This is a genomic window from Klebsiella sp. w6 (assembly GCF_033100215.1).
Lineage (GTDB): Bacteria > Pseudomonadota > Gammaproteobacteria > Enterobacterales > Enterobacteriaceae > Klebsiella > Klebsiella variicola.
In genome coordinates this window covers 1,785,355-1,808,723 of the sequence record NZ_CP136907.1, presented here as the reverse complement: position 1 = coordinate 1,808,723, position 23,369 = coordinate 1,785,355, and the positions used below count along the sequence as shown (strand labels likewise).

The following is a 23,369-nucleotide window of genomic DNA, read 5'->3' as shown; positions in this document are numbered from 1 at the left end:
TCTTCGCATCCAATATATAAATTCCCCTTCGTCCTTTTCACGCTGTGACATACTATCGGGAATGTCAGCAGACCTGAAACAAGGAGCGAATAATGAATCACAAGGCCGCCAGTCTGACCCCGGAACAAGCGCTTGCCGAGCTGGAAGCGCGCTATGAAGCCTCGGTCACGGCGTTACGCAAGGCCATCGGCGACTATATCGACCATAATACGCTCCCTGATACCGAAGCCCGTGCGGAAGGCCTTTTTGTCTACCCGCAGCTGTCGGTCTCCTGGGACGGCGCCGATCATAAAGCCCTCAAAACGCGCGCCTGGGGACGTTTCACCCATGCCGGTTGCTATACCACCACCATTACGAATCCGAAACTGTTCCGCCACTATTTGCTGGAACAGCTGACCCTGCTGTATCAGGACTATGGCGCGCATATCAGCGTCGAGCTGTCGCAGCATGAGATCCCCTATCCTTATGTGATAGATGGCTCCACCCTGACCCTCGACCGCTCGATGAGCGCTGGTCTGACGCGCTATTTTCCCACCACCGAGCTGTCACAGATTGGCGATGAGACCGCGGATGGCCTGTTCCATCCTACCGAGTTCTATCCGCTGTCGCACTTTGACGCCCGCCGCGTCGATTTTTCGCTGGCGCGTCTGCGTCACTACACCGGCACGCCGGCGGAACACTTCCAGCCCTACGTGCTGTTCACCAACTATACCCGCTATGTGGATGAGTTCGTCAGCTGGGGCTGCAGCCAGATCCTCGATCCCGACAGCCCCTATATCGCCCTCTCCTGCGCCGGCGGGATCTGGATCACCGCGGAAACGGAAGCGCCGGAACAGGCCATTTCCGATCTGGCGTGGAAGAAGCACCAGATGCCAGCCTGGCATCTGATCACCCACGACAGCAAAGGGATCACCCTGATTAACATTGGCGTCGGCCCGGCTAACGCCAAAACCATTTGTGACCATCTGGCGGTACTGCGCCCCGATGTCTGGCTGATGATTGGCCACTGCGGCGGCCTGCGTGAAAGCCAGGCTATCGGCGACTATGTGCTGGCCCACGCCTATCTGCGCGACGACCATGTGCTGGATGCGGTACTGCCGCCAGATATTCCGATCCCCAGCATTGCCGAAGTGCAGCGTGCGCTGTACGACGCCACCAAGCAGGTGAGCGGGATGCCCGGCGAGGAGGTGAAGCAGCGGCTGCGTACCGGAACGGTGGTCACCACCGACGACCGTAACTGGGAGCTGCGCTATTCTGCTTCGGCGCTGCGCTTTAATCTCAGCCGCGCGGTGGCTATCGATATGGAGAGCGCGACCATCGCCGCCCAGGGCTATCGCTTCCGCGTGCCTTACGGCACGCTGCTCTGCGTCTCGGACAAACCGCTGCACGGTGAAATTAAGCTTCCCGGCCAGGCCAACCGTTTCTACGAGGGCGCTATCTCCGAGCATCTGCAGATAGGCATCCGGGCGATCGACCTGCTGCGCGCCGAGGGGGATCACATGCACTCGCGTAAGCTACGCACCTTCAACGAACCGCCGTTCCGTTAACCGGTGACGCAGGGATAGAAAGGAAACACGCTGGCGTTCCCCGCAGGGGATCGTCAGTGCCGGGATGAGCGAAACGAACGGCCCGGCGAGAACTTTGGATGTGCGTCCACAGGGAAGCGTGGCGCGCAGAAAAGCAAAAAGCCTGCTCGAAAGCAGGCTTCTTAAATTTGGCTCCTCTGACTGGACTCGAACCAGTGACATACGGATTAACAGTCCGCCGTTCTACCGACTGAACTACAGAGGAATCGTGTGAACGGGGCGCATATTATCGATGACGCCCGGCGCTGTCAAAGCCTGTTTTCAATAAAATGAATCGTTTGCCGAATTATTCTTCACTTTGCGCAAAAAATGGCGTTCATCCCCGCAAACGGCTCAGGTTTCCTCCGACGTGGCCTTCACGCGCGGGTACTTCCACAGCCAGCGACCGCTCACCATGCGGAAGTAAAACAGCACGCCGCGCACCGCCCAGTCGAGCACCATCCCCAACCACACGCCTATCACGCCCATCCCCAGCACGATACCCAGCGTATAGCCCGCCACCACCCGGCAGCCCCACATGCCCAGCATCGACACCCACATGGTATAGCGAACGTCGCGGGCCCCCTTAAACGCGCAGGGTAAGGTCCACGACAGCGACCAGATTGGCATAAACAGGGCGTTGAGCCACAGGAGCTGCTTCACCACCTCTTTCACGTCGTCTTCATGGGTATAGAACGAGGCAATGAAGCCGGCGAACGGGGCGCTGCCCCAGGCGATCAGCGTCAGAATGATCGTCGACAGCCAAAATACGTGCCAGGCCTGGAATTCAGCCTGACCAATCTGCCCTTTTCCCAGTCGCTTACCGGTGATGATCGTCGAGGCGGAGCCGAGGGCGTTGCCCGGCAGGTTAATCAGCGAGGCCACTGAAAAAGCGATAAAGTTGCCGGCGATAACGTTGGTACCCATCCCGGCGACAAACATTTGGGTCAGCAGCTTGCCGCCATTGAACAGGACCGATTCGATACTGGCCGGGATGCCGATCCCCATCACCTCCCAGATAATGGCGAAGTTAAAGGGTTTGAAGTAGCCCTTCAGCGACAGCCTCAGCGCCGGATTGAGACCCATCATCAACACCCAGATCGTGGCTATCGCGCCAATATAGCGGGCAATCGTCAGCCCAAGACCGGCGCCGACAAACCCCAGCCCCGGCCAGGAGAAGATGCCGTAGATGAGCACGCTGCTGATTAAAATGTTGAGGATGTTCATCCCGCCGTTGATCAGCAGCGGGATTTTGGTGGTTCCGGCGCCGCGCAGTGCACCGCTACCGATCAGCGCAATCGCCGCCGCTGGATAGCTCAGCGCCGTCAGCTCCAGGTAGGTCAGGGCCAGGGCCTTAACCTGCGCAGTGGCGTCACCGGCGACAAAATCAATAATCTGCTGACCAAAGGCATGGATCACCCCCGCCAGCAAAATGGAAAACAGCGTCATAATGGCCAGCGACTGACGCGCGGCCGCTCTCGCCCGCCGCCGATCGCGCTTGCCAAGGCTAAAAGCCACCACCACCGTGGTGCCAAGATCGATGGCGGCAAAGAACGACATGATCACCATGTTAAAGCTATCGGCCAGCCCCACCCCGGCCATGGCCTCTTTTCCCAGCCAGCTGACAAGGAAGGTGCTCAACACCCCCATCAACAGCACACAGGCATTTTCCAGCAGAATGGGGACAGCGAGAGGGCTGATTTCGCGCCAGTACAGCACACGATAACGCTGACGTTTTTTAAACCAGGATGTCCGTTCGACGGCCTGGCGTACGGCGGAGGTGACGTTCAAGAGAGACCTTAGTGAGAGATGTTGAAACAACATTTCAAATGATGATTGAGAAATGGATATCCTGCAAAGTATTTTTCCTGAATAATTGTCGGAAATGACAACAAATTGTTGATGGAAGCGGCAGTTGCACCTGAACAGGCGAATTGATGTTTGACAAAAGATTTTTCGCCGCTAAGATACGACTCCACACGATTCCTCTGTAGTTCAGTCGGTAGAACGGCGGACTGTTAATCCGTATGTCACTGGTTCGAGTCCAGTCAGAGGAGCCAAATTTAAAAAGCCTGCTTTCGAGCAGGCTTTTTGCTTTTTTGCGTCGCTGACGTTAACTGAGAATCGCATCCAGCCTGGCAAGCACTTCATTGACAACGGCGTCTGGTATGCGTTCCAGACGCTTGCCGTTCCGGGCCGCCATATCGATAGTTCTGGGCTGGTCGCAGCGAATAACGCCTGTTGTTTTGGTCCCCGCCTCTTCCAGTGAAACCGTGAAGCCTGCTGTACGTGCAAAGTTTCCACCGCTGGTGACGGGAACCACGACCGGTAGCCGGGTCAGCTTGTTAAACGATGCCTTCGATACAATGAGGACCGGACGTTTTCCACTTTGCTCGTGGCCAGCAATCGGATCCAGTGAAACAAGCCAGATTTCCCCTCTGTCCATTTACAGAATCTCCTTGCCCACCGCAGGCGCATCAATCCATTCCCGATCCTCTTCGCTCATTTCGGCGTGCGGATCGCACTGCGCCAACAGTTCCTCAAGCGAATAATGGGGCCGTTTCTGCGGTTCAATAATCAGGCAGCCATTATCTATAGTCATACCCACTTCGCTGTCTGTCGACAGCTCCAGCGCTTTCAGCACGGCGGGAGGAACCGCCAGCATGATGGATCCGCCAACCTTTTTCAGGCGAGTTTTGTACATAAAGGACCTCCGAATATTATATTTTAATATAACATCCAGGGTGGATTGTGCACTATTACTCATCAGATTCATGGTGATTTCCTTAGCGTAATAAACCGCAATCCATCGAAGGACAGATCCCAGTTTTCAGCGGTGTGATGACCTGTAAAACGGCGACCATCCTGATACATCGGGCACTTCTTGCAGGTCAGGAAGCATTGTGTGCAGGCGAGAACTGATTTCGTTGTAAGAAGGCGATAATAGAAAACTGATTCTGGGGTTCAAAGGATTATGGCGAATCAGATAAACAAAATGCGGCGCTGCTTCCGTATCCGGGTTGCGCCGGAGGGATATCAGCGGTAGCGCGAAGGCCAGATTTGCTCAGGCGCGATGCCCTTCCCTGCCGCCTCCCTACGCCCCGTGTATCCTCCGTGAACGCCCCCCAGCTCAGCCTGAAAAAGCCCCCGCCAGTAGGATGAATTCACTACCGCTTGCGGGTGAGATAGCGTGGATTATCCACGCTATCTAACGTTATACCCGGAGGCACCATGAACCTCAGACAACAGCAACAGCAGGCGTTCGATCGCAGCGGAGAACCCCTTATCGTCGGCGACGTCAGCCATTGCCCGCTGCCACCCGAAACCCTCGCCGCACTGGGCCCCGATTCCCCTTATGTGGTGCAGGTATACGGCTCAGGCCTGACCGGCGAGGTTTACCGGCTGCGCATCGCTGGCAAGGAGTACAATTTAAAAAAACGACGCGCCGTCGCCGGCGTCGCCAACCTCAACGGCCAGCTGTCGTTTTTAAATGAAGTGCAGCGCCGGCAAGCGTTGCAGCGGCTGAAGGATAACCCGGTCACCGCCCCGCGCTTCACCCACATCGTCCCAACGCTGTATGCCGATTATCGCCTCGGCATCCTGCTCTCGCCGTGGATCGATGGCGAGCTGATTCACCAGCTGACCCCGCCGCTGATCGCCCAGCTATTTACTACCCTGGAAGCCTGCGAAGAACAGGGGCTGATGGAGTGGGATCTCTGTCGTGGAAATCTGCTGGTGGACCGTCAGGAGCAGTTGTGGCTGTTCGATTTTGGCTACATGTATCCCTTCGATCCGCTCAGGGAATTCAACAGCAACGGTCTGGCCGATCCGCTGTTCCACTTTGTCGAGCGCTTTGAGACCCGCTTCTTTTTTAGCTGGCTGATGACCCAGGTTCCCGGCGCGGAGCAGCAGCTGGCGCACTATCGCGATCTGAAGCGGCTGGCGCTCGAAAGCTACCGGCGCAAGCTCGCCTGGCTCCGCGCCCGACAGGCCGCCCCGCAGGTGCAGGCCCATTTTCAGCAGATAACGGCGCGCTGGGCGTCGGCGCTGGCGGACCCAGCCGCGCTGCGCCGGTTATTTGCCGTGGAGGCTTTCCGCTCCCACGTGCTGGATATCGAAGACGATCTGCATGGCCAGTCGTGTACCTTACTCACTCTGCAACGTATCGACTGGGTGATAGGCCAGCTGGAACAGCATTATCGCTTTATCGCCGACGAAGGCGGTCTGTTTTACGATAACGAAGGCAAATCACAGCAGGCGCTGCTCAGCAGCTATGCGCAGAAGCGGCAGCAGGCGCAGCGGTACCTGCTGAACGCCTCCACGCCAGGTTAGCGACGCTCGCGACCCTGCTTCTGCTTCGCCTGGTACATCAGCCGGTCAGCGGTGGCCACCAGCGCGTTGAGACTGGGATGGCTGGCGGGATCGTACTCGACGCAGCCCCAGGAGAACGCCAGTTGCCAGGGGTGAGCCGCCTGCTGGTTGAAACGCGCCACGTTGTGACTGAGCGTCTCCATTGCTGTCGCGGCATCGTGGCGGCTGGTATTGGCGAACAGAATGATAAATTCGTCCCCACCCTGCCTGGCGAGGATATCGGACTCACGGAAGGCCGCTTTCATCAAATCGGCGATGGCGATCAGCGCGCGGTCACCCTCTTCATGCCCCCAGGTATCATTGATGTGCTTGAAGCGGTCGAGGTCGACAAAGGCGAGGCTTACCGGCTCCTGGCGGCGCTGGGCCGTCAGCAGGGCATACTCCGCCAGGGTGAGGAATCCCCGACGATTAAACAGTCCCGTCAGCTCATCAGAGGTTGCCGCATCCAGCACCTTGAACTCATCCTCCACGATCGCCGCCAGATCGCTTAAGATCTGCATTTCATGGGCGGAAAACGAACGCGGCTGATGGTCCATCAGACAAAAAGACCCGACGGTCGCGCCATCCGGCAGTTGCACCGGATACCCGGCGTAAAAGCGGATATACGGCGCCGCAATGACCAGCGGGTTATCGTGAAAGCGCTCGTCCTGCTGCATGTCGTTGACGATAAGCGGGTCGGTTTGCAGGATGGTATGGGCGCAAAATGAAATATCTCTCGGCACCGTGTCCACATCGAGGCCGGCACAGGACTTGATATGCAGGAGATCTTCCCCCACCAGACTGATGGACGCCACCGGCAGGTTATACAGCGAACGGGCAAGCCTGGTCAGGCGATCGAAGCGTTCTTCTTTTCCGCTATTCAACAGCCCGGAAGAGCGTAGCGATTGCAGGCGACGCTGCTCGTCGGGATGAAGTCCGGCTAATTTCATTGTCTCTCTCTTGTCTCTTGCGCAGAATTCTGCCGGGTTTCCACAGAGAAACCCGGCGTTTTATCCTGCCAGGGGGAAAATAGTCGTCAGGTATCCCATGAGTTAAGCAGATTTCCCCTACTCGTCAACCAGCGCGCCCCGGCGACTGGCGACCAGGGCGCTGGCGGAATGCCATTAACGGCACTCTGCCCGGCAAAGGGGGAAGATCAGGCGCGGATAAACGCCAGCAGATCGGCGTTGATGGTATCGGCGTGGGAGGTGTGCATCCCGTGCGGGAAGCCAGGATAAATGATTAGCTGGCTGTTCGGCAGCAGTTTGTCCTGCAGAATGGCCGCATTTTTATAGGGAACCACCTGGTCGTCATCCCCCTGCATCACCAGCACCGGCAAGGTGATCGACTTAAGGTCTTCCGTCTGGTCAGTCTCTGAAAACGCCTTGATACCTTCATAATGGGCCTTGGCGCTGCCGATCATTCCCTGTCGCCACCAGTTCTGGATCGTCCCCTGCGACACTTCTGCCCCGTCACGATTGAAGCCATAGAACGGGCCAGAGGCGACGTCGAGATAGAACTGGGCGCGGTTCGCCGCCAGCGCTTTGCGGAAACCATCAAACACCTCGATCGGCGTACCGCCCGGATTCTGCTCGGTTTTCACCATCAGCGGCGGGACGGCGCTAATTAACACCGCTTTCGCCACCCGCCCCTGCGGCTGGCCGTAGCGGGCGACGTAGCGGGCAACCTGGCCGCCGCCAGTGGAGTGCCCGACGTGGACCGCATTGTGCAGATCCAGATGTTCCACCACCGCCGAAACGTCCGCCGCGTAATGGTCCATATCGTGCCCCTCGCTAACCTGATCGGAGCGGCCATGACCCCGACGGTCGATAGCGATGACCCGAAAACCTTCGGCAAGGAAAAACAACATCTGGTTATCCCAGTCGTCGGCGCTCAGGGGCCAGCCGTGATGAAAGACAATCGGCTGAGCTTCCTTTGGACCCCAGTCTTTGAAGTAAATGTTGACGCCGTCTTGGGTGGTGACAAATGCCATGTTACAGACTCCTCTTTCAGGATAACCAGCCTGCAGGCCCGTGCCTGGGCTGAACGCCGACGGCGGCCGGCAGGAGTGCCGACCGCACAGGAATGTGATGCCTGTAACAGTGTAGAAGAAATTTGTCACCACGCCGGGTGACTTACCCCGTCTCGTTTCATTTGCCTCCCGGACTCACTTACGCCGCACTCTCCAGCTGCCTGATGCGCACGATCAGCGCGCCGAGCAGCGACAGGTCCAGCAGCACGGCGAAGGCGAAGCACACGCCGCTGCGCCCGGCCCCGGCAGTGTGTTGGGCCAATAGCGTCGCCGCGATGACAACGACCACGCTCAGCAGCGTTGCGCCACCGAGTCTGGGCCCACACTGCATCGACCGTCCCGCCGCAATCCGCCAGGCGACAGCCGCCCCCGCCCCGCCACACGCCACGCCCGGCAGCATGGCGGGCCAGTCCTGCCCGCCATACCAGGCCACCAGTGCCAGCAGCCAGCCGGCCGCCGACAGCAGAAAGGCCCAGCGCGTCGCCGCCAGGGGCGAGCGATAAAGCCAGGAATGCCCGCGTGTGGATCCCCACCCGGCGCCGCAGGCGGCGCTCAGTGCCGTCAGCAGACTCAGCGTGCCGGTCACTCCGATAACGGGAACCATGTTTAACAGCAAGGCTCCGGCGGCAAAAGCCACGCTCAGGGCGATGGCGCGGCCACGCGGCTCGATAATCCCCGCCGCGTCCGCGGCGGTGTAGCGGCTTACAACGTGCATAATTGACTCCTGACAGGCGAAGCAGCATGAATTTAATTCATGCCACTGTCTTTACATGCCCGTAGCCTAGCGCCACTATATTGCCTTACACAAACGCATAGTTTTCAGCCATAGATGAGAAAAACTCAGCCATGAGAACACCCCGTCTACCGCCGCTGGGGGCGCTGCGCGCCTTTCATGCCGTCGCCCGCCACCGCAGTTTTAAACAGGCCGCCGGGGCGCTCGGCGTCAGCGCGACGGCGGTCAGCCATCAGATTAAACTGCTGGAGTCGGTGCTGGAGTGCCGGGTGTGCGAACGCAGCGCACAGGGCGTTAGTCTGACTGCGGATGGCGAGATCCTCTACGCCGCCACGCAGCGCGCTTTTAGCGCCCTGGAACAGGCCGTCGTCCAGATCGCTCATGCCCGTCAGCCACCATCCTTAACCGTCACCACCACCTCCAATTTTCTCACCCACTGGCTGGTGCCACGGCTGGCGGACTTTACCGCTCGCTTTCCGGCTATCGACCTGCGTCTGCACACCAGCGTCGAACGGGTGGATCTACAGTTGGGTACCGTGGACGCCGCGATTCGCTATCGTGAAACGCCGGAACCAGACCTGTGCTGTACGCTGCTGTATGAGGATCGTTTTATCGTGGTCGCCAGCCCGTCCCTGGGCCTCGCCCGGCCTGAAGATCTGCAGCGGGTGACGTTGTTTCACGTCGCCAACCGCCGCGTGCCGGCCGACTCGCCAAACTGGGAGAACTGGCGCCGCCGCTATGGGCCGTCGACGCTGAATATTGATGCGGGGTTAACCTTTAGCGATGAGACCCATGCCCTGCAGGCGGCGGTGGCCGGCCAGGGGGTGGTGATCGCCAGCGAACTGCTGGCGCGGGATCTGCTGCAGCGCGGGGTGTTGTCCGCGCCGTTTAGCTGTGCATTACCGGGCGCCTGCTACTACCTGGTCACCACCGAGGCTGCGGCGCAGCGCGCGGATATTATCGCTCTGCGGGAGTGGCTGGTCGGCCAGATGGTATTAGGTGACGGTCGCCATCCGGCGGAAGAGTAGCGGGCTTACCAGCCGCAAACGTTGGTCTCTTCATCGGACTCGTAGCCGCGAACGATATTGATCAGATCCTTCACCGTATCAGCGGCGGTGAGCGGGTCGCGCAGCGCCGCCAGCGAGGAAAAGGTTTTATCAACCGAGACGCCGTTATTATTATTGGTGACGGTTAACACCCACTCCTCTTCTTCATTGCCAGCTGGCAGGTCATCCAGCAGACTATTTACCGCCTCCACCGCGTGTTGCGGAATATAAAGCGCCATCGGTTTGAGATATATTTTTTCGCGTTTTTCCTGACGCTGGCCATTCTCAACCGCCAAGGCATAGCCTTTATTTTCGCTGTTCATCTCTTGTTATCCCTCGATGAGAATTTTCGGATCGACGTAAAAGTCGACATTAAAAACCGTGTCCTCGCTGAGCGCCTCAATACAGTGCCATTTCTCCGGCGGAAAAACGCCAAACTGCCCGGCTTCAATGGTCAGCGTTTCAACAGGCTCGGGGCTGGTTTCATCGGCATAGCCGAGATAGCGGATCGCCCCCTGCATCACCGAGAGACGAGGATAGACGCCCTGCCGGGTGCCGGCATCCAGATGGCGACGCCAGATAGAGGCCGGGGCGGTCTCCCTGGTCCACAGCGGCGTGCTGCGGGTGTGAACGTAATGGGTGGGAATAATGATTCGCTGCATAATGGTGCCTCACTTTACCGTCTCAAATGCGACGTTCAGAAATAGCCTATATGATGCATATCATATACCTCTTTTAAACGCTAAGGATATTATTTTGTTGCTGCTTTTACCGTCTACTCCTTTTTATACCTCGCAGGGATTAGCGACGCGGTAAAATAAAAAAGGCGATTTCAGGATCCTGAAATCGCCCGGAGAATAAAAGTAAACGCGTTAAAAATTTGTTAGCGCAGCGGACTCGGCTTGCCGATTAAATACCCCTGGACCAGGTCGCACCCCAGCGCCTGCAGCGAGGTCAACTGCTCTTCGGTTTCCACGCCTTCCGCCACAATACGCATATGCAGACTCTTCCCCATACTGATAATCAGGCGAACGATATCCAAATCGTCTTTTTGCTCCGGAATATTGATAACAAACGAGCGGTCAATTTTGATTTTATCGAACGGGAAGTAGCTTAAACGGGACAGGGAAGAATAGCCGGTACCAAAGTCATCAATGGAAATCTGAATGCCCTGCTCGCGCAGCTGGCTGAGAATTTCCAGCGAACGGGTATTCTCATTGAACACGTCCGACTCGGTGATCTCCAGATCCAGGCGTCGCGGATCGAGGCCGGTCTGCTGCAGCACGCCGATAATGGTATCGGTCAACGACGTGTTCATCAGTTGAATCGGCGAAACGTTGACCGAGACTTTTAGCGGCGTCGCCCAACTGGCCGCTTCGGCGCAGGCGGTTTTCAGCACCCACTCGCCGAGGGTATTGATCAGGCCGATTTTCTCCGCGACGGGAATAAACACCGTTGGCGGCACAGCGCCGCGCACGGGATGGAACCAGCGAACCAGCGCTTCATAGCCGTAGATTTCACGCGTGACGGTATCGGCGATCGGCTGGTAGTAGACTTTAAATTCGTCATGGGCCAGCGCCTGCAGCAGGTCATCTTCGAACGATTTATTCTCCTGCAGGCGCTGCAGCATGCCCGGCCGGAAAATTTGCACATGACCGCTGCCCTCTTTTTTCGCCTCGTACAGCGCAAGGTCGGCACACTTGTACAGATAATCGGTCCGGCTTTCGCCGTCAGAGATAACGATCCCGATGCAGGCGTCGATATTAATCTGCGCATCGTAGATCTGATAGGGCTGGCTGATCTTCTCCCGGATAACATTGGCGCGCTCGAGGGCCATCTCTTCAGTCAGATCGTAAGAGAGCATCGCGAACTCATCGCCGCCGAGGCGATACAGCGTCTCGGAGGTTTTGCGGAAAAAAGAGAGACGACTGGCCAGATCCTGCAGCAGCTTATCGCCAGCATCATGGCCGAGGGTATCGTTCACATCCTTAAAGCTGTCGAGGTCGAACAGCATCACCACCGCGCACCCCTGATAGGGGCGCACCTGGTTGACAATCTCCTGCAACCGCTGCCAGAAAGAGAGACGATTCGGCATACCGGTCAGCGAATCATGGTAGGCATCGTACTGCAGTCGGCGGTTCTGTACCTGCAACTTCTCTTTCGAGGCCTGCAGATCGTTGGCCAGCGTCTTCATGCGCACATGGGCGCGACGCAGGTTATTATTCTGCCGGAGCATCAACAGGCCGAGGGTAATACACATGGCGATCAGCAGAATGGAGATCACCGAGTAGATATAATAAAGATGCTGGATTTTATCATGCGTGATATTAACGATATTAATATCTTGCGTCAGGGTGGCGGCGGCCATTGAGGTCAGGGGGCCATCCAGTTCACTCAACACCGGCAGGATCTGTTTGACCTGCTCCGGCGTCATGGTATCAACTTGTTTATCAAGCAGATGAAGATTACGAATCAGCGTCGCGACCACCGCCTTCCGCTGTTCGCTTTTATTAATAAATTTACCCAGATCGCCCTGCTGCAGGAGTTCGATCTGGCTCATCATGATCTCCAGGCGCAGGCGCACCTCATCGTGGTCCGCCCCTTCGGCCCCGATCGCCATTCCCGCCAGACGAGACTCCAGTCGCATATATTCCGACACCATCTGCGACATTGACCAGGAGTCTGTATAGCGGGTAAATTTTTGCAACTCACTTTGTCGCTCATGCACCAGATAGGTAATATATCCGGTAACAATAAATAACGACAAAATAATAGCCGTGAGTATTCGATTCAAGATCCAACCCTTACTCTATAATAATCTTAGAAACTTGCCAGGCCGATCGGGAATAATAGATCTGGTTTTGTAATTCAGTGCTGCTGTCGTAAGGGTAGACGATAAATAATGGACCTTTATCACGAACGCGCATATATTCGCCGTTCATTTTTAAGGCCATAATGACCGGGAATTTATAAAAATCATCAATCGGGATAATGGTGGTGTAGTCGTTAAGCGCCAGCACGCGCGCGGATTTGCCCTTAGCGCCGACTAAATCCATGAGTTTATTAAGGGGAATGCCATCGAAACGAACCTTACCGGTGTACCAGGGGGTGGTGGTTTCCACCGTTTTCATCCCCAGTTTTTCCAGCGCCGCGAGGTCAAAAACGGCTTTGTCACCGACGTTCGTATTCCCGATTTTTCCGGAAATGGTCAGTACAGGTTTTCCTGTCGGCGCAGGCAGTTTTTCAGCGTAAGCGGAAGGCAACATGACAGAACAAAATAACACTGCAAGAAGTAGACGCATTTAACTCACCATTCCAGAGAAGGAGACATGTTAAGTGTAAACCATTTACGTCAATTCTTAAAAGGTGTCCCTCTTTGTTATCCGTTGATTTAATTAAAAGTATAAGCTGGCTGGCAAATTGCCAGATTGTTTAGTACAGGGTGTGATTTAGCCCGCCTTTCCCGTCGCTTCTTTTTTGCGCCATCTCCCCGCTTAGCAGGCAAACTACTTTCCTCCACGGCCGCTGCGCGGTAGTCTCAACGCTGACGCAACAGTAAAAGCGTCTCATTCCAATAACGACAAATTACGTGACAGACAGGACAGGGTATGGATTCAACAATAAGCGTGCAGCCCGCCGAGGCGCCAGATTCACTGCTTCGCGCCCGGCGGGCGGCATGGGGCAGTTTTGCCGGCGCGGTGGTCGACTGGTACGATTTTCTTCTCTATGGCATTACCGCCGCGCTGGTGTTTAACCGCGAGTTTTTCCCGCAGATCGGCCCGGCGATGGGGACGCTTGCCGCCTTTGCCACCTTCGGCGTCGGGTTTCTCTTTCGCCCGCTCGGCGGGATTATCTTTGGCCACTTCGGCGACCGCCTCGGGCGTAAACGGATGCTGATGATGACCGTCTGGATGATGGGTATCGCCACCGCCTGCATCGGCCTGCTCCCCTCGTTCAGCCAGATCGGCTGGTGGGCGCCGGCGCTGCTGGTGTTCCTGCGGGCCGTTCAGGGGTTTGCCGTCGGCGGGGAATGGGGCGGCGCGGCGCTGCTCTCGGTGGAGAACGCCCCGCAGGGGAAAAAAGCTTTTTACAGCAGCGGGGTGCAGGTAGGCTACGGCGTCGGCCTGCTGCTCTCCACCGGGCTGGTATCGCTGATCAGCAGCCTGACCACCGACGAGCAGTTCCTCAGCTGGGGCTGGCGCTTACCGTTCCTGTTCAGCGTGGTGCTGGTCCTTATTGCGCTGTGGATCCGTAACGGCATGGCGGAATCGCAGGAATTTGAAGCGCAGCAGAGCCAGGCCAACCTTCAGCCGGAGAAAAAGCGACTACCGGTGGTGGAAGCCCTGCTTCGCCATCCGGGAGCGTTTTTACTGATTATCGCCCTGCGGCTGTGCGAACTGCTGACGATGTATATCATCACCGCCTTCGCCCTCAACTATTCCACGCAAAACCTCGGCCTGCCGCGCGAGCTGTTTCTCAACATCGGCCTGCTGGTGGGCGGACTCAGTTGCCTGACTATCCCCTGCTTCGCCTGGCTGGCAGACCGCTTTGGTCGCCGACGGATCTATATCACCGGGGCGCTGATCGGCACGCTGAGCGGTTTTCCGTTCTTTATGGCGCTGGAGAGTCAGTCTGTTTTCTGGATCCTGTTCTTCGCCCTGATGCTGGCCAATATCGCCCATGATATGGTGGTCTGCGTCCAGCAGTCGATGTTTACCGAGCTGTTCGGCGCCAGCTATCGCTACAGCGGCGCCGGCGTCGGCTACCAGGTGGCGAGCGTGGTCGGCGGCGGTTTTACGCCGTTTATCGCCGCGGCGCTGGTCACCTTCTCCGGCGGTTCATGGCACAGCGTGGCCCTCTATCTGACCGCGGGATGTCTGCTGTCGGCGCTCACCGCCATGCTGATGAAAAAACAGACCGTCCACTGACCCACCAGCGGAGGGCGTGACCCGCGCCCTCCGGTAAGGAGAATGCATGTCTCTGTTATCGCTGGCCGACTGCTGGCCTCGCCGTTTTACCCCCTCCTCGCTGGCGCTGCAGTTTTGCGAGGACCCCACCCAGGCGGAACAGCCGCTGTTTGCCAAAGCCAGCGCCGGGGAGGCCGTCGCCCAACTCTGGCAGGCGCCGCAGGGATTTGTGGTGCCCGGGAGCTATCGTCAGTTTGCGGATCTGCCGGCAGTCAGCGCGCATTTTGCCGCGCGCGGCTGGCCGGTATGGCTCCGCCGCTCCGGGGGCGGTCTGGTGCCTCAGGGGCCGGGCATTATCAACCTTAGCCTCGCCTGGCCGGTGCAGCAGTCGCTCGGCGAGGCCGCCGAACCCATCTATCACTCGCTGTGCGCGGTGCTGCAGCGTACCCTCGCGCGCTTCGGCGTTGCCAGCCACGCCCGGGCGGTAAACGGTTCCTTTTGCGATGGCCGGTATAACCTCGCCTGCGGGGAGGGCGAGGCGGCGCGCAAGATTGTCGGTACCGCCCAGTACTGGCGGCCGCTGACGGCAGGCCGCGGCCATGTGGTGCTGGCCCATGCGGTGATCCTTATTGACGCCGATCTGAGCGCGGCGCATCAGGCGGCGAACGCCTTTGAAGCGCAGCTCGGCAGCGAGCGGGTCTATTGCGCCGACAAAACCGTCACCCTCGCGCAGCGGCTTCCCGGCGAGCGCCATCTGCTTCCCCGCTTTAGCGAGGCGCTGGCGCGGGAGCTGGACGCGGCTCGCTAAAGGTCGCTTTCAGGTAGCGGCTGAAGGTTTCCACCGCGCGCGACACGCGCGGGGTATAGGGCCGGATGACGTACAGCTTATCGGCAAACACCTCCACCGGCTGCCACGCCGGGAGCAGCTCCTGCACCAGCCCGCGACCGATGGCCTCCCGGGCGCTGAAATCCGGCAGCAGCGCCACCCCAAGCCCCGCCAGCACGGCATCGCGTAGCGACTCGCTGTTATTCGTGGCGAAGGGCCCCTGCACATTGATGGTCACCCGTTCATCGGGCGCCTGGCGGGAGGCGAACGTCCACTGCGGGCGCTGTGGCCCACGGGGATAGGTCAGGCACTGGTGGTGGCGCAGATCGTCGGGGGTCTCCGGGCGGCCATAGCGGCGAATATAGTCGGCGGACGCGACGATCAGCGTCGCGGTGTGACACAGCGGCCAGGCGACGTGGGTGTCCGGGAGCGCCTCGCGCCGACAGTGGCGAATGGCAAGATCGAACCCTTCGCTGGCCAGAGAGACCAGCCGGTCGGTCACCTCAAGCTGCAAATGCAGCTGGGGATGCTGATGCAAAAACGGCGCGATCGCCGGGACCAGCTGCTGGCGGGAAAAGGCCACCGGCGCGGTCAGGCGCAGCGTTCCCCGCAGCGGCCCGCCCTCATCGCAGGCACCGGTGAAAATATCCCGCAACTGACCAAACGGCTCGTTGAGCTCCGCCACCAGCCGCAGTCCGTCTTCGCTGAGGCTCACGCTGCGGGTAGTGCGATGGACCAGGGTTTTGCCAGTCACCCGCTCCAGCTCGCTGATTTTCTGGCTGATAGCCGACTTGCTGATCCCCAGCTTTTCCGCGGCCCGGGTATAGCTTTTTTGCTCTTCCAGCACCGTCAGCCAGTACAGATGGGCCCAGTAACTCTCCGGACGACTCTCGCTCATGTGATTGTTCACCAGTAAAAACAATGTATTCAACTATAGCGGTTTTTGCCCGCGACGGCATCGGCTAGCATCCTGTTCAGCCCGTCATTATTCCCTAACGATAAGGAACACCTGCATGCCATTACTGACATTTGACCTGATTGAAGGCCGTACGGAACAGGAGATCAGAACCCTGCTGGATGCCGCCCATCGCGCCGTGCTGCGTGCCTTCGAGGTACCGGAACGCGACCGCTACCAGATTGTTCACGAAAACAAAGCCCACCATATGGTGATTGACGATACCGGCCTCGGACTGACCCGCTCGCGGGATCTGGTGGTGGTGCGGGTCTATACCAGCCCGCGCAGCGAGGCGCAGAAGCAACGCTTCTTCGCCCTGTTGCAGGAGGAGCTGGCGGAGCACTGCGGCCTGAGCGGCGATGATGTGATGGTGTCGATTATCAGTAATCAGAAAGGTGACTGGAGCTTTGGCCGCGGGGTCGCGCAGTATCTTACCGGCGATCTGTAACCCGCAGCCCGAAGCGCGCCCTTAGCGGCGGGCAGCCATCGCGATGCGCTGGCGCGCCTGCTGCTCGATATTCTCCAGCAGTTCCTGGACATCGTCTTCATCAATGTCGAGGAACTGGCCTTCCAGCAGCGCGGCGTGAATATCCTCCCGGGTGACCGAGATGCCCAGTGGCACCACCCGGGGCTTGACCTCCTCCGCCGCCAGCGAATGCGGATAGCGGCGGCCAACCAGGTTATTAAACACGATGGCCAGCAGCGCCAGCATCAGCGAGTTGAGCAGCACCGGCGTCAGCACAAAGTGATAGCCTTCGCTGTGCACCCCGGCGCCGCCGAGGATCGCCGTCAGGGCCACCGCACCGCCGGGGGGATGCAGACAGCGCAGAAAATACATCCCGGCGATCGCCAGCGCGGCCGCCAGCCCGCAGGCCAGCGCCGGGTCGGGAACCAGCATGCCCACCGTGACGCCGATCAGCGCCGACAGCACATTACCGCCGACAATCGACCACGGCTGCGCCAGCGGGCTGCTCGGCACGCCAAATAACAGCACCGCCGACGCGCCCATGGGGGCAATAAACCACAAATTGACTTCGCCGAGCAGCCAGTGGCTGAACATGCTGGTTACCGCCAGCCCGGTGCCGGCGCCAATGGATCCCAGCACGATATGCCGGCGGGCCACCGGCAGCGCGTGCGGCTTCAGGCGCCCAAGGAAAATCCGCAGCCGTGAAAACAGCCCCGCTGAAATGACACTCAACATCGCTTTATCGCTTAGGTCATAGGAATTACTTATATTTTATTTTCTTTTTTTAACCTTACATTAACAACCATGTATTTCACAGGGGGATAGCGTAGGCAATATCGTCCAGAGGGCACAGGGCTGTGAATTCTCGCGTGGGCTGATAGAATCCCTTTTCTGTCAGGGGGATACCCCTTTTGCGAACTGAAGGTCATAACCCAGTGAATAATAAAATCTCTTTAGCGAAAGAAGTGGCATGGGCCAGCCAGAATATGCCGCGTACCCTGCGTCAGGTCGCCGCCCTGCCCGACCTCAGCGGCGTGCGCCTGGCCTGCTGTATGCACCTCGACATGAAAATGATCCCGCTGGTGCAGGGGATCCTCGACAAGGGCGCTCAGGTTTTTTTAACCACCTGTAACCCCACCACCGTGCAGGACGACGTGGTGGCCTGGCTGGTGGAGCGCGGCGCCGAGGCCTGCGCGTGGCGCAATATGAGCGACGCCGACTGGCAACAGTCATGGGAAAAAGCGATTGCCTGGCAGCCCACTCACCTGTGCGAGATGGGCGCCGATATCACCACCCTGCTCCACCAGCGCGGCGAGTTCGGTAACATCGTGGCGGGTCTGGAAGCCACTGGCTCGGGCGTCAATCGGCTGGGCGATATTCAGCCAGGCTATCCGATCTTTAACTGGGACGATCTGCCGGTCAAAGAGGGGCTGCACAACCGCCATATGGTCGGTCTCACCGCCTGGCACACCTTCTTCCAGACCACTCATCTCACCCTGCATGAGAAAAAAGTGCTGGTGATCGGCTACGGCCTGGTCGGCCAGGGCGTCGCGGCGGCGGCAAAAGCCTTTGGCGGTCAGGTGATGGTGGCGGAGATCGATCCTGCCCGTCGTCTGCAGGCGGCCTACGACGGCTGGCACGTGGTGGATCTGCAGGAGGCTATCGCCTCGGCGGACGTGGTGGCCACGGCGACAGGCGGGAAAAACGTGGTTAATCGCCAGGCGCTGGAGCGCGCGAAAGCGGGAGTCTTTATCCTTAACGTCGGCCACGTGGCGGAAGAGATCGACGGCGAGTACCTGCGCCAGTACCCTCAGGAAGAGGTGATGCCGTATATCAACGCCTACCGCATGGCCGACAAAACCATCTATCTGCTGGCCAATGGTTCGATGCTCAACCTGACCGCGGGCTTCGGCGACAGCCTGAACGCTTTTGACGTCACCCTGGCGGTGATGGCCAGCGGCATCCGCCATATTGTCACCGACGGCATGCGCGCCCCGGCGCAGGTTTACCTCCTGCCCCAGGCGGTCTGGCAGCAGGCGCTGTAAACGCAGCGCATCGTCCCCCCATCGTGGAGACGATGCGCTCTACCATCAGGACGACGGCGCGGTATCGGGCAGCACAATGTTGCTCTGCGCCAGCGTTCCCATCTGGTTGTACATCACGCTGGCGGCATCCAGCAGGTGCATCGCCAGCGCGGCGCCGCTGCCCTCTCCCAGGCGCATGTCCATATCGAGATACGGCCGCAGACCCAGCGCGTCCAGGGCGATCTGCGCCCCTTTCTCCGCCGACAAGTGCGAAGGGACAAGATAAGGATGCGCCGCCGGGGCTATGCGGCAGGCCGCCAGGGCAGAGGCATAGGAGAGGAAGCCATCCAGCACCACCGGCAGGCCACAGGAGGCCGCCCCGAGGATCACCCCGGTCATGCCCACCAGATCGTAACCGCCCACCTTCGCCAGGACATCCAGCCCCTCTTCCGGGTTCGGCTGGTTAAGGGCTATCGCCTGGCGCACCACCGCCACCTTATGGCCCCGCTGCGCCAGCGGCAGATTGGCCCCACAGCCCACCACGGCGTCAGGATCGCTGCCCGTCAGGACACTGATCACGGCTGCGGCCGGGGTGGTATTGGCCATTCCCAGTTCGCCGACGCCAAAAACTTTCACCCCGTCGGCGGCGAGCTGGCGGGTGAGATGCATGCTGGCCAGCAGCACCGTCTCCGCCTGCTGGCGACTCATCGCCGCCGTCCGGGCGATATTCCCGCTACCGCGGGCCACCTTGAGGTTAATCAGGCCCGGCAGCGGGTCGGCATCGATGCCGACATCCACCACCTGCACCCTGGCCCCGGCCTGCGCCGCCAGCACGCAGACGCCGGTGTTGCCCCGCACCATATTGCCGGCATGAATGGCCGTCACCACCTGCGGCGAAGGCGTCACGCCTTCATGCCAGACGCCATGGTCGGCGCACATGACCACTATCGCCTTCTCCGCCAGCGCCAGCTGCCCCTGCAGCCCCGGCAGACCAGCCAGTTGCACGGCCAGCGTCTCCAGACGGCCAAGGCTACCGGGCGGCTTTAACAGGCCATCAATATGCTGCTGAGCGCGCGCCATGCCCGCCACATCGGGCTGCGGAATGGCAGCCAGTAACGCAGAAAGTGTTTCCATTCTGTTCCTCATCGTTGGCGCCAGGCCTTACAGCAGCGCCAGTAAAAAGAGTAATTCACCCAACTCAATCGCCGCCCCGAGAGTATCCCCGGTCTGCCCGCCGAGGGTTCGCTTCAGCGCCCATCCCAGACCCCAGATCAGCACCAGGGTGATCAGCGCGGCGCGCAGGCCCTGCAGCCCCAGCAGGACGGTGGCCAGCGCTACCCCCATCGCCATCGTCACCAGCGTCTGCTGCAGGCTAACTTTGCCAATAAACAGATTGCCCAGCCCCTTTTCCCGCGCGTAGCGATGACGATACATCAGCAGCACCGCCATTCCGCGACCGACGGCGCAGGCCGCCGCCAGCGCGGCGATGGGGTGGGTATCGCGCAGCAGCAGCTCGCCGACCACCAGCACTTTCGCCACCAGCACGAAGATCAGCGCCAGCCCGCCGTGGGTGCCCAGCCGGCTGTCGCGCATGATCTCCAGCATCCGATCGCGGGTGCGGGCGGAGAAGATGCCGTCGCAGGTATCAGCCAGCCCGTCAAGGTGAAATCCGCCGGTGAGCAGCGCCAGCGCCAGCACGCCGAACAGCGCCGCCAGCGGGACGCCGCACCACGGCTGCAGGAGGAGCGCCACCGCGCCGGCGATGGCGCCGAGCAGTAAACCGACCAGCGGAAAGGTGACGATACTGCGCTGGTACTGTTCGATCTCCAGGCCCTGAGATAACCGCGCCGGGACCGGCAGGCGGCTGATAAACGAGAGTGCAGCAAAGAATGACTTAATCACGTGAGGTTGACTCCTGTCGGCGAAAGCAGCGGAAGAGTTCGGTCGCGCCCGGTCAGCACCTGAGTTTGTCTTCTGGCGAATCGATCGTCGGAGAGGTGAGAGGTGTTGAGATATCGCTCTGACGCCGCTGCGTCAGATGCCCGGCCAGGATGAGAGAAACCTTTCCGATATCAATACGTTTTCGCGGGGCAGTATAGCAAAGAGTCGGTGAGGAGAGTCAGTTGCCGGGACAAAGTTTTGCAGAAAAAGAGACGAATGGGGAGGTAGAGCAGAACAGCCCGGCGACGTCGATCGCCGCCGGACCGGCAGGGATTAGCCTTCGACTTTGGCTTCGCCCATCACTTTCAGTTTTTTGGAGATGTCGCGGCGCTCTTTGGACAGCTCGGCATTTTTGATGATGTAATCATCAACGCGATCTTCGTAATCGCTCTTCATGCTGGCGATGATGCCCTGGATAGCTTCCACGCTCATGCCCGGTTTGATGTAGTCGCTGAGGTTGTCCAGCAGCAGAACGCGCTTCTGGTTATCACGGATCTTTTTCTCAACGTCCTGAATTTCACGCTGCAGTTTGTTCTTACGACGGTACAGACGAACAAACTCCAGTACGTCCTGGAAAGAAGGCTTAGTTGTTTCCATTTTTTACACCCCTAATAATTGAGATTCGGATTCGTAAAGCGACTGCGTTATAGGGCTAACATAACTGCTAGCAGTCGCTGATGACAATGTTTTTTCCTTTGCGTTTATCATAACCCTAAACGCTGCTGAATCGAAACAACCCATGCAGTTACCCGGTGCATCTGGTGCTTATTTGCGCAACGCGCGGCAGATCAGATGCGACAGCAGCTCCAGCTGACGCGCCAGTTCAATCGAGAGCCAAACATAGCCATGAATTGGGGTTTCCGCCAGGCTGTCGTCACCCTGCTCTTTCATCAGCTGGCGCAGTTCGAGGACGATCTCATTCAGCTTTTCATTGTTGGCGCGCACAGGCTGAGGGTTCCCTTCATACAAGGCGTGGGCGATGGCCAACAGCGTCTGCTGGGTCATCTGCTGCGTCTCCCGCAGGGTGTGCGCATTGAGCATCACAAAATGACCCGGACGGGTGGCCCACCAGGCGTTGATCTGCAGTTCCAGCATGCAGACGAGGTTGCGGCTGACGGTCTGGATAGCCTCGAAGATCGCCTTCTGGATGTGCGTCTCTTTGCTGGCGGGGGTGATCAGCCCGCGCATTTTGACGACGTCGTTCAGCGCCTGTTGGAGATGCTTTTCCAGCCGCGGCCGATCCACCAGATTTGGCGAGAAGCCGGCCTGGTAGAGGCGGTTAAAGTTGGTGACATAGCTGGCCATCTGGATGCGCCAGTGGATGAACGCCCGCTGCGGCCAGATACCGGTAAACAGCATCGCCAGCAGCGAGCCGAAGATCACGTCGCCGCTTCGCCACAGCGCGGTATGCATATCGCCGGGCGGCGCCCCGACCACCACCGACAGGGTAATGCCGATCAGCAGTGCCTGATAGGGTTTCTTGCCCAGCGCCAGCCAGCCGCAGAGGAACATCGCCGCCGCGCACCAGAGGACCATCAGCGGCAGGGAGATGAGTTCAAGCTTCAGCGCCACCAGCCCCAGCGCCGAGCCGAGGATCGTGCCGCCGATGCGCTGAAACGCCCGCGGCACGACGTTGCCCCAGAAGGAGATCGGACCCATCACCACCACCAGGGTGATGAGAGGCCAGGTCCCCTCAGGCACGTTCAGCAGCCGCACCAGCAAAAAGGTGAGCACAAAGGCCAGCGCAATCCGCACGCCATGCACCACCCGATAATGGCGATACAAGCGGATCTCAAATGGCTTGAGTGATTTATCAGCGCGCACAACCCTCTCCGGCAAAACGAAAAGGCCAATTGTAACTGCTTTTTCGCCCGGAGCGTGCCGGGAATGTAAAAATCCTTGTCCGGAACAGGGGTAAACCGCTACGACGCGACGCGCTCAACGGGGACATACATGTCGATATCCCAGTAGCCGTCGTGGTTGCCGTCGTTGAGATAGATCTCAAAACAGGGCCTGGGGGCCACGCGATACGTTGTGCTCTGCAGCAGGCTGTCGAAAAACTGCATCCACGGGGTGGCAAAATCGTAATCCACCACCCGCGCGCGGGCGCAGGCGTAATCCCCGCCGGCAACCGCCGCCAGTATCACCCCTTCGCTGTTGGCGGGAATGACGTAATCCTCGTCAACGGCGACCACGGTGGCGCAGCGCAGTTTTTCCGCCGGCACTTCCTCCGGGTTATCGTAGTAGACGGCAAGCCATTCACGGGCGGGCACCTGATGGTTCTCAACCCACATCATCAGTTGCTCAAACCCCTGCTTGACCGTTTGATCCCAGGGCCCGACCAGATGGAAACCGGCAATGGTTTTCTTGCCGAGGGTGGTGATGCTGTAGTTCATCTTGCCTCCTTTGGAGATAAATGACTGTATGAATATACAGTTAATTTAACAGGAGATCCCCCCTCAGTATGTGCGCGAATTCACAGAGTCGCCATCACACTGCTGAAAAAACAGGCGCCCCGCCAGCA

General features: G+C 59.0%; 25 protein-coding genes, 2 tRNA genes and 1 pseudogene. 9 read left to right on the top strand and 19 right to left on the bottom strand.

The window, feature by feature from the left end:
* Positions 1 to 92: 92 nt before the first annotated feature.
* Positions 93 to 1,547, top strand: a complete 1,455-nt coding sequence (locus R0140_RS08665; RefSeq protein WP_032740048.1) for an AMP nucleosidase — start codon at positions 93 to 95, stop codon at positions 1,545 to 1,547.
* Positions 1,548 to 1,715: 168 nt separating this feature from the next.
* Here the strand turns inward: R0140_RS08665 and R0140_RS08660 are convergent.
* The 3 genes from R0140_RS08660 to R0140_RS27805 form a co-directional block, all read right to left on the bottom strand.
* Positions 1,716 to 1,791 (bottom strand) — tRNA-Asn (locus R0140_RS08660).
* A 128-nt stretch (positions 1,792 to 1,919) separates the two neighbouring features.
* Positions 1,920 to 3,356, bottom strand: coding sequence for an EmmdR/YeeO family multidrug/toxin efflux MATE transporter (locus R0140_RS08655; protein ID WP_032740049.1), 1,437 nt, complete (start codon positions 3,354 to 3,356; stop codon positions 1,920 to 1,922).
* 8 nt (positions 3,357 to 3,364) lie between these two features.
* Positions 3,365 to 3,544 carry a DUF5951 family protein gene (locus tag R0140_RS27805; protein WP_219163281.1) on the bottom strand — a complete coding sequence of 60 codons (180 nt, stop codon included), beginning with the start codon at positions 3,542 to 3,544 and terminating at the stop codon, positions 3,365 to 3,367.
* 5 nt (positions 3,545 to 3,549) lie between these two features.
* Between R0140_RS27805 and R0140_RS08650 the strand changes: the two genes are divergently transcribed.
* Positions 3,550 to 3,625 (top strand) — tRNA-Asn (locus tag R0140_RS08650).
* A gap of 53 nt (positions 3,626 to 3,678) precedes the next feature.
* Here R0140_RS08650 and R0140_RS08645 read toward each other — a convergent pair.
* A complete protein-coding gene (locus R0140_RS08645) occupies positions 3,679 to 4,011 on the bottom strand; it encodes a type II toxin-antitoxin system PemK/MazF family toxin (RefSeq protein ID WP_008804165.1) in 333 nt (110 codons plus the stop codon).
* Positions 4,012 to 4,269 (bottom strand): AbrB/MazE/SpoVT family DNA-binding domain-containing protein, encoded by a 258-nt coding sequence (locus tag R0140_RS08640; protein WP_012541132.1) that lies wholly within the window; start codon positions 4,267 to 4,269, stop codon positions 4,012 to 4,014. It abuts the gene before it with no gap.
* A 527-nt stretch (positions 4,270 to 4,796) separates the two neighbouring features.
* Between R0140_RS08640 and R0140_RS08635 the strand changes: the two genes are divergently transcribed.
* The gene (locus tag R0140_RS08635) at positions 4,797 to 5,897 is read left to right on the top strand and encodes an AarF/UbiB family protein (RefSeq protein ID WP_032740051.1); all 1,101 of its coding nucleotides are present in this window, start codon (positions 4,797 to 4,799) and stop codon (positions 5,895 to 5,897) included.
* Here the strand turns inward: R0140_RS08635 and R0140_RS08630 are convergent.
* The 3 genes from R0140_RS08630 to R0140_RS08620 all read right to left on the bottom strand — a co-directional run bounded on the left by R0140_RS08630 (position 5,894) and on the right by R0140_RS08620 (position 8,662).
* On the bottom strand, positions 5,894 to 6,865 hold the full coding sequence (locus R0140_RS08630; protein ID WP_012541130.1) for a sensor domain-containing diguanylate cyclase: 972 nt from the start codon (positions 6,863 to 6,865) through the stop codon (positions 5,894 to 5,896). The two genes, R0140_RS08635 and R0140_RS08630, sit on opposite strands and share 4 nt — an antisense overlap.
* A 206-nt stretch (positions 6,866 to 7,071) precedes the next feature.
* A complete protein-coding gene (locus R0140_RS08625; protein WP_008804155.1) occupies positions 7,072 to 7,908 on the bottom strand; it encodes an alpha/beta fold hydrolase in 837 nt (278 codons plus the stop codon).
* Positions 7,909 to 8,086: 178 nt separating this feature from the next.
* Positions 8,087 to 8,662, bottom strand: coding sequence for a hypothetical protein (locus tag R0140_RS08620; RefSeq protein WP_012541129.1), 576 nt, complete (start codon positions 8,660 to 8,662; stop codon positions 8,087 to 8,089).
* Positions 8,663 to 8,793: 131 nt separating this feature from the next.
* Between R0140_RS08620 and R0140_RS08615 the strand changes: the two genes are divergently transcribed.
* Positions 8,794 to 9,708 carry a LysR substrate-binding domain-containing protein gene (locus tag R0140_RS08615; RefSeq protein ID WP_008804154.1) on the top strand — a complete coding sequence of 305 codons (915 nt, stop codon included), beginning with the start codon at positions 8,794 to 8,796 and terminating at the stop codon, positions 9,706 to 9,708.
* Positions 9,709 to 9,713: 5 nt separating this feature from the next.
* Here the strand turns inward: R0140_RS08615 and R0140_RS08610 are convergent, their stop codons facing one another.
* Together R0140_RS08610 and R0140_RS08605 are read right to left on the bottom strand one after the other, a co-directional pair.
* Complete coding sequence (locus tag R0140_RS08610; RefSeq protein ID WP_016161436.1) at positions 9,714 to 10,049, bottom strand: DUF1869 domain-containing protein; 336 nt, start codon at positions 10,047 to 10,049, stop codon at positions 9,714 to 9,716.
* A 6-nt stretch (positions 10,050 to 10,055) separates the two neighbouring features.
* Entirely contained in the window at positions 10,056 to 10,388 is a 333-nt protein-coding gene (locus R0140_RS08605; RefSeq protein ID WP_008804152.1) for a TehB family protein, read from the bottom strand.
* 97 nt (positions 10,389 to 10,485) lie between these two features.
* Here R0140_RS08605 and R0140_RS08600 point away from each other — a divergent pair.
* Positions 10,486 to 10,613 (top strand): annotated as a pseudogene (locus tag R0140_RS08600) (hypothetical protein).
* On the opposite strand, the gene R0140_RS08595 reads toward R0140_RS08600, so the two are convergent.
* A complete protein-coding gene (locus R0140_RS08595) occupies positions 10,610 to 12,520 on the bottom strand; it encodes a putative bifunctional diguanylate cyclase/phosphodiesterase (RefSeq protein WP_012541126.1) in 1,911 nt (636 codons plus the stop codon). The pseudogene R0140_RS08600 and the gene R0140_RS08595 sit on opposite strands and share 4 nt — an antisense overlap.
* A 10-nt stretch (positions 12,521 to 12,530) precedes the next feature.
* Positions 12,531 to 13,028: a putative pterin-binding protein gene (locus tag R0140_RS08590; protein WP_012541125.1), complete on the bottom strand. Its 498-nt coding sequence runs from the start codon at positions 13,026 to 13,028 to the stop codon at positions 12,531 to 12,533.
* 306 nt (positions 13,029 to 13,334) lie between these two features.
* Between R0140_RS08590 and shiA the strand changes: the two genes are divergently transcribed.
* Together shiA and R0140_RS08580 are read left to right on the top strand one after the other, a co-directional pair.
* Positions 13,335 to 14,654, top strand: a complete 1,320-nt coding sequence (gene shiA / locus R0140_RS08585) for a shikimate transporter (RefSeq protein ID WP_317703968.1) — start codon at positions 13,335 to 13,337, stop codon at positions 14,652 to 14,654.
* A 46-nt stretch (positions 14,655 to 14,700) separates the two neighbouring features.
* Positions 14,701 to 15,441 (top strand): lipoyl protein ligase domain-containing protein, encoded by a 741-nt coding sequence (locus tag R0140_RS08580; RefSeq protein WP_023340479.1) that lies wholly within the window; start codon positions 14,701 to 14,703, stop codon positions 15,439 to 15,441.
* On the opposite strand, the gene R0140_RS08575 is transcribed toward R0140_RS08580, so the two are convergent.
* Positions 15,401 to 16,357 (bottom strand): LysR family transcriptional regulator, encoded by a 957-nt coding sequence (locus tag R0140_RS08575; RefSeq protein ID WP_032735985.1) that lies wholly within the window; start codon positions 16,355 to 16,357, stop codon positions 15,401 to 15,403. The two genes, R0140_RS08580 and R0140_RS08575, sit on opposite strands and share 41 nt — an antisense overlap.
* 115 nt (positions 16,358 to 16,472) lie before the next feature.
* Between R0140_RS08575 and R0140_RS08570 the strand changes: the two genes are divergently transcribed.
* On the top strand, positions 16,473 to 16,862 hold the full coding sequence (locus tag R0140_RS08570; protein WP_032730768.1) for a tautomerase family protein: 390 nt from the start codon (positions 16,473 to 16,475) through the stop codon (positions 16,860 to 16,862).
* A gap of 21 nt (positions 16,863 to 16,883) precedes the next feature.
* Here the strand turns inward: R0140_RS08570 and R0140_RS08565 are convergent, their stop codons facing one another.
* Positions 16,884 to 17,615, bottom strand: coding sequence for an HPP family protein (locus R0140_RS08565; protein WP_032740059.1), 732 nt, complete (start codon positions 17,613 to 17,615; stop codon positions 16,884 to 16,886).
* A gap of 200 nt (positions 17,616 to 17,815) precedes the next feature.
* On the opposite strand from R0140_RS08565, the gene R0140_RS08560 reads away from it, so the two are divergent.
* Entirely contained in the window at positions 17,816 to 18,925 is a 1,110-nt protein-coding gene (locus R0140_RS08560) for an adenosylhomocysteinase (RefSeq protein ID WP_032730769.1), read from the top strand.
* 45 nt (positions 18,926 to 18,970) lie between these two features.
* Here the strand turns inward: R0140_RS08560 and cobT are convergent, their stop codons facing one another.
* The 5 genes from cobT to sbmC all read right to left on the bottom strand — a co-directional run bounded on the left by cobT (position 18,971) and on the right by sbmC (position 23,241).
* Complete coding sequence (gene cobT / locus R0140_RS08555; RefSeq protein ID WP_032730770.1) at positions 18,971 to 20,038, bottom strand: nicotinate-nucleotide--dimethylbenzimidazole phosphoribosyltransferase; 1,068 nt, start codon at positions 20,036 to 20,038, stop codon at positions 18,971 to 18,973.
* Between the two features lie 27 nt (positions 20,039 to 20,065).
* Positions 20,066 to 20,806: an adenosylcobinamide-GDP ribazoletransferase gene (cobS, locus tag R0140_RS08550; RefSeq protein WP_008804142.1), complete on the bottom strand. Its 741-nt coding sequence runs from the start codon at positions 20,804 to 20,806 to the stop codon at positions 20,066 to 20,068.
* Positions 20,807 to 21,118: 312 nt separating this feature from the next.
* Positions 21,119 to 21,442, bottom strand: coding sequence for a DUF496 family protein (locus R0140_RS08545; protein WP_002911883.1), 324 nt, complete (start codon positions 21,440 to 21,442; stop codon positions 21,119 to 21,121).
* A 168-nt stretch (positions 21,443 to 21,610) separates the two neighbouring features.
* Positions 21,611 to 22,669, bottom strand: coding sequence for an FUSC family protein (locus R0140_RS08540; protein ID WP_004203544.1), 1,059 nt, complete (start codon positions 22,667 to 22,669; stop codon positions 21,611 to 21,613).
* A 98-nt stretch (positions 22,670 to 22,767) separates the two neighbouring features.
* Positions 22,768 to 23,241, bottom strand: a complete 474-nt coding sequence (sbmC, locus tag R0140_RS08535; protein WP_012967620.1) for a DNA gyrase inhibitor SbmC — start codon at positions 23,239 to 23,241, stop codon at positions 22,768 to 22,770.
* Positions 23,242 to 23,369 lie beyond the last annotated feature (128 nt).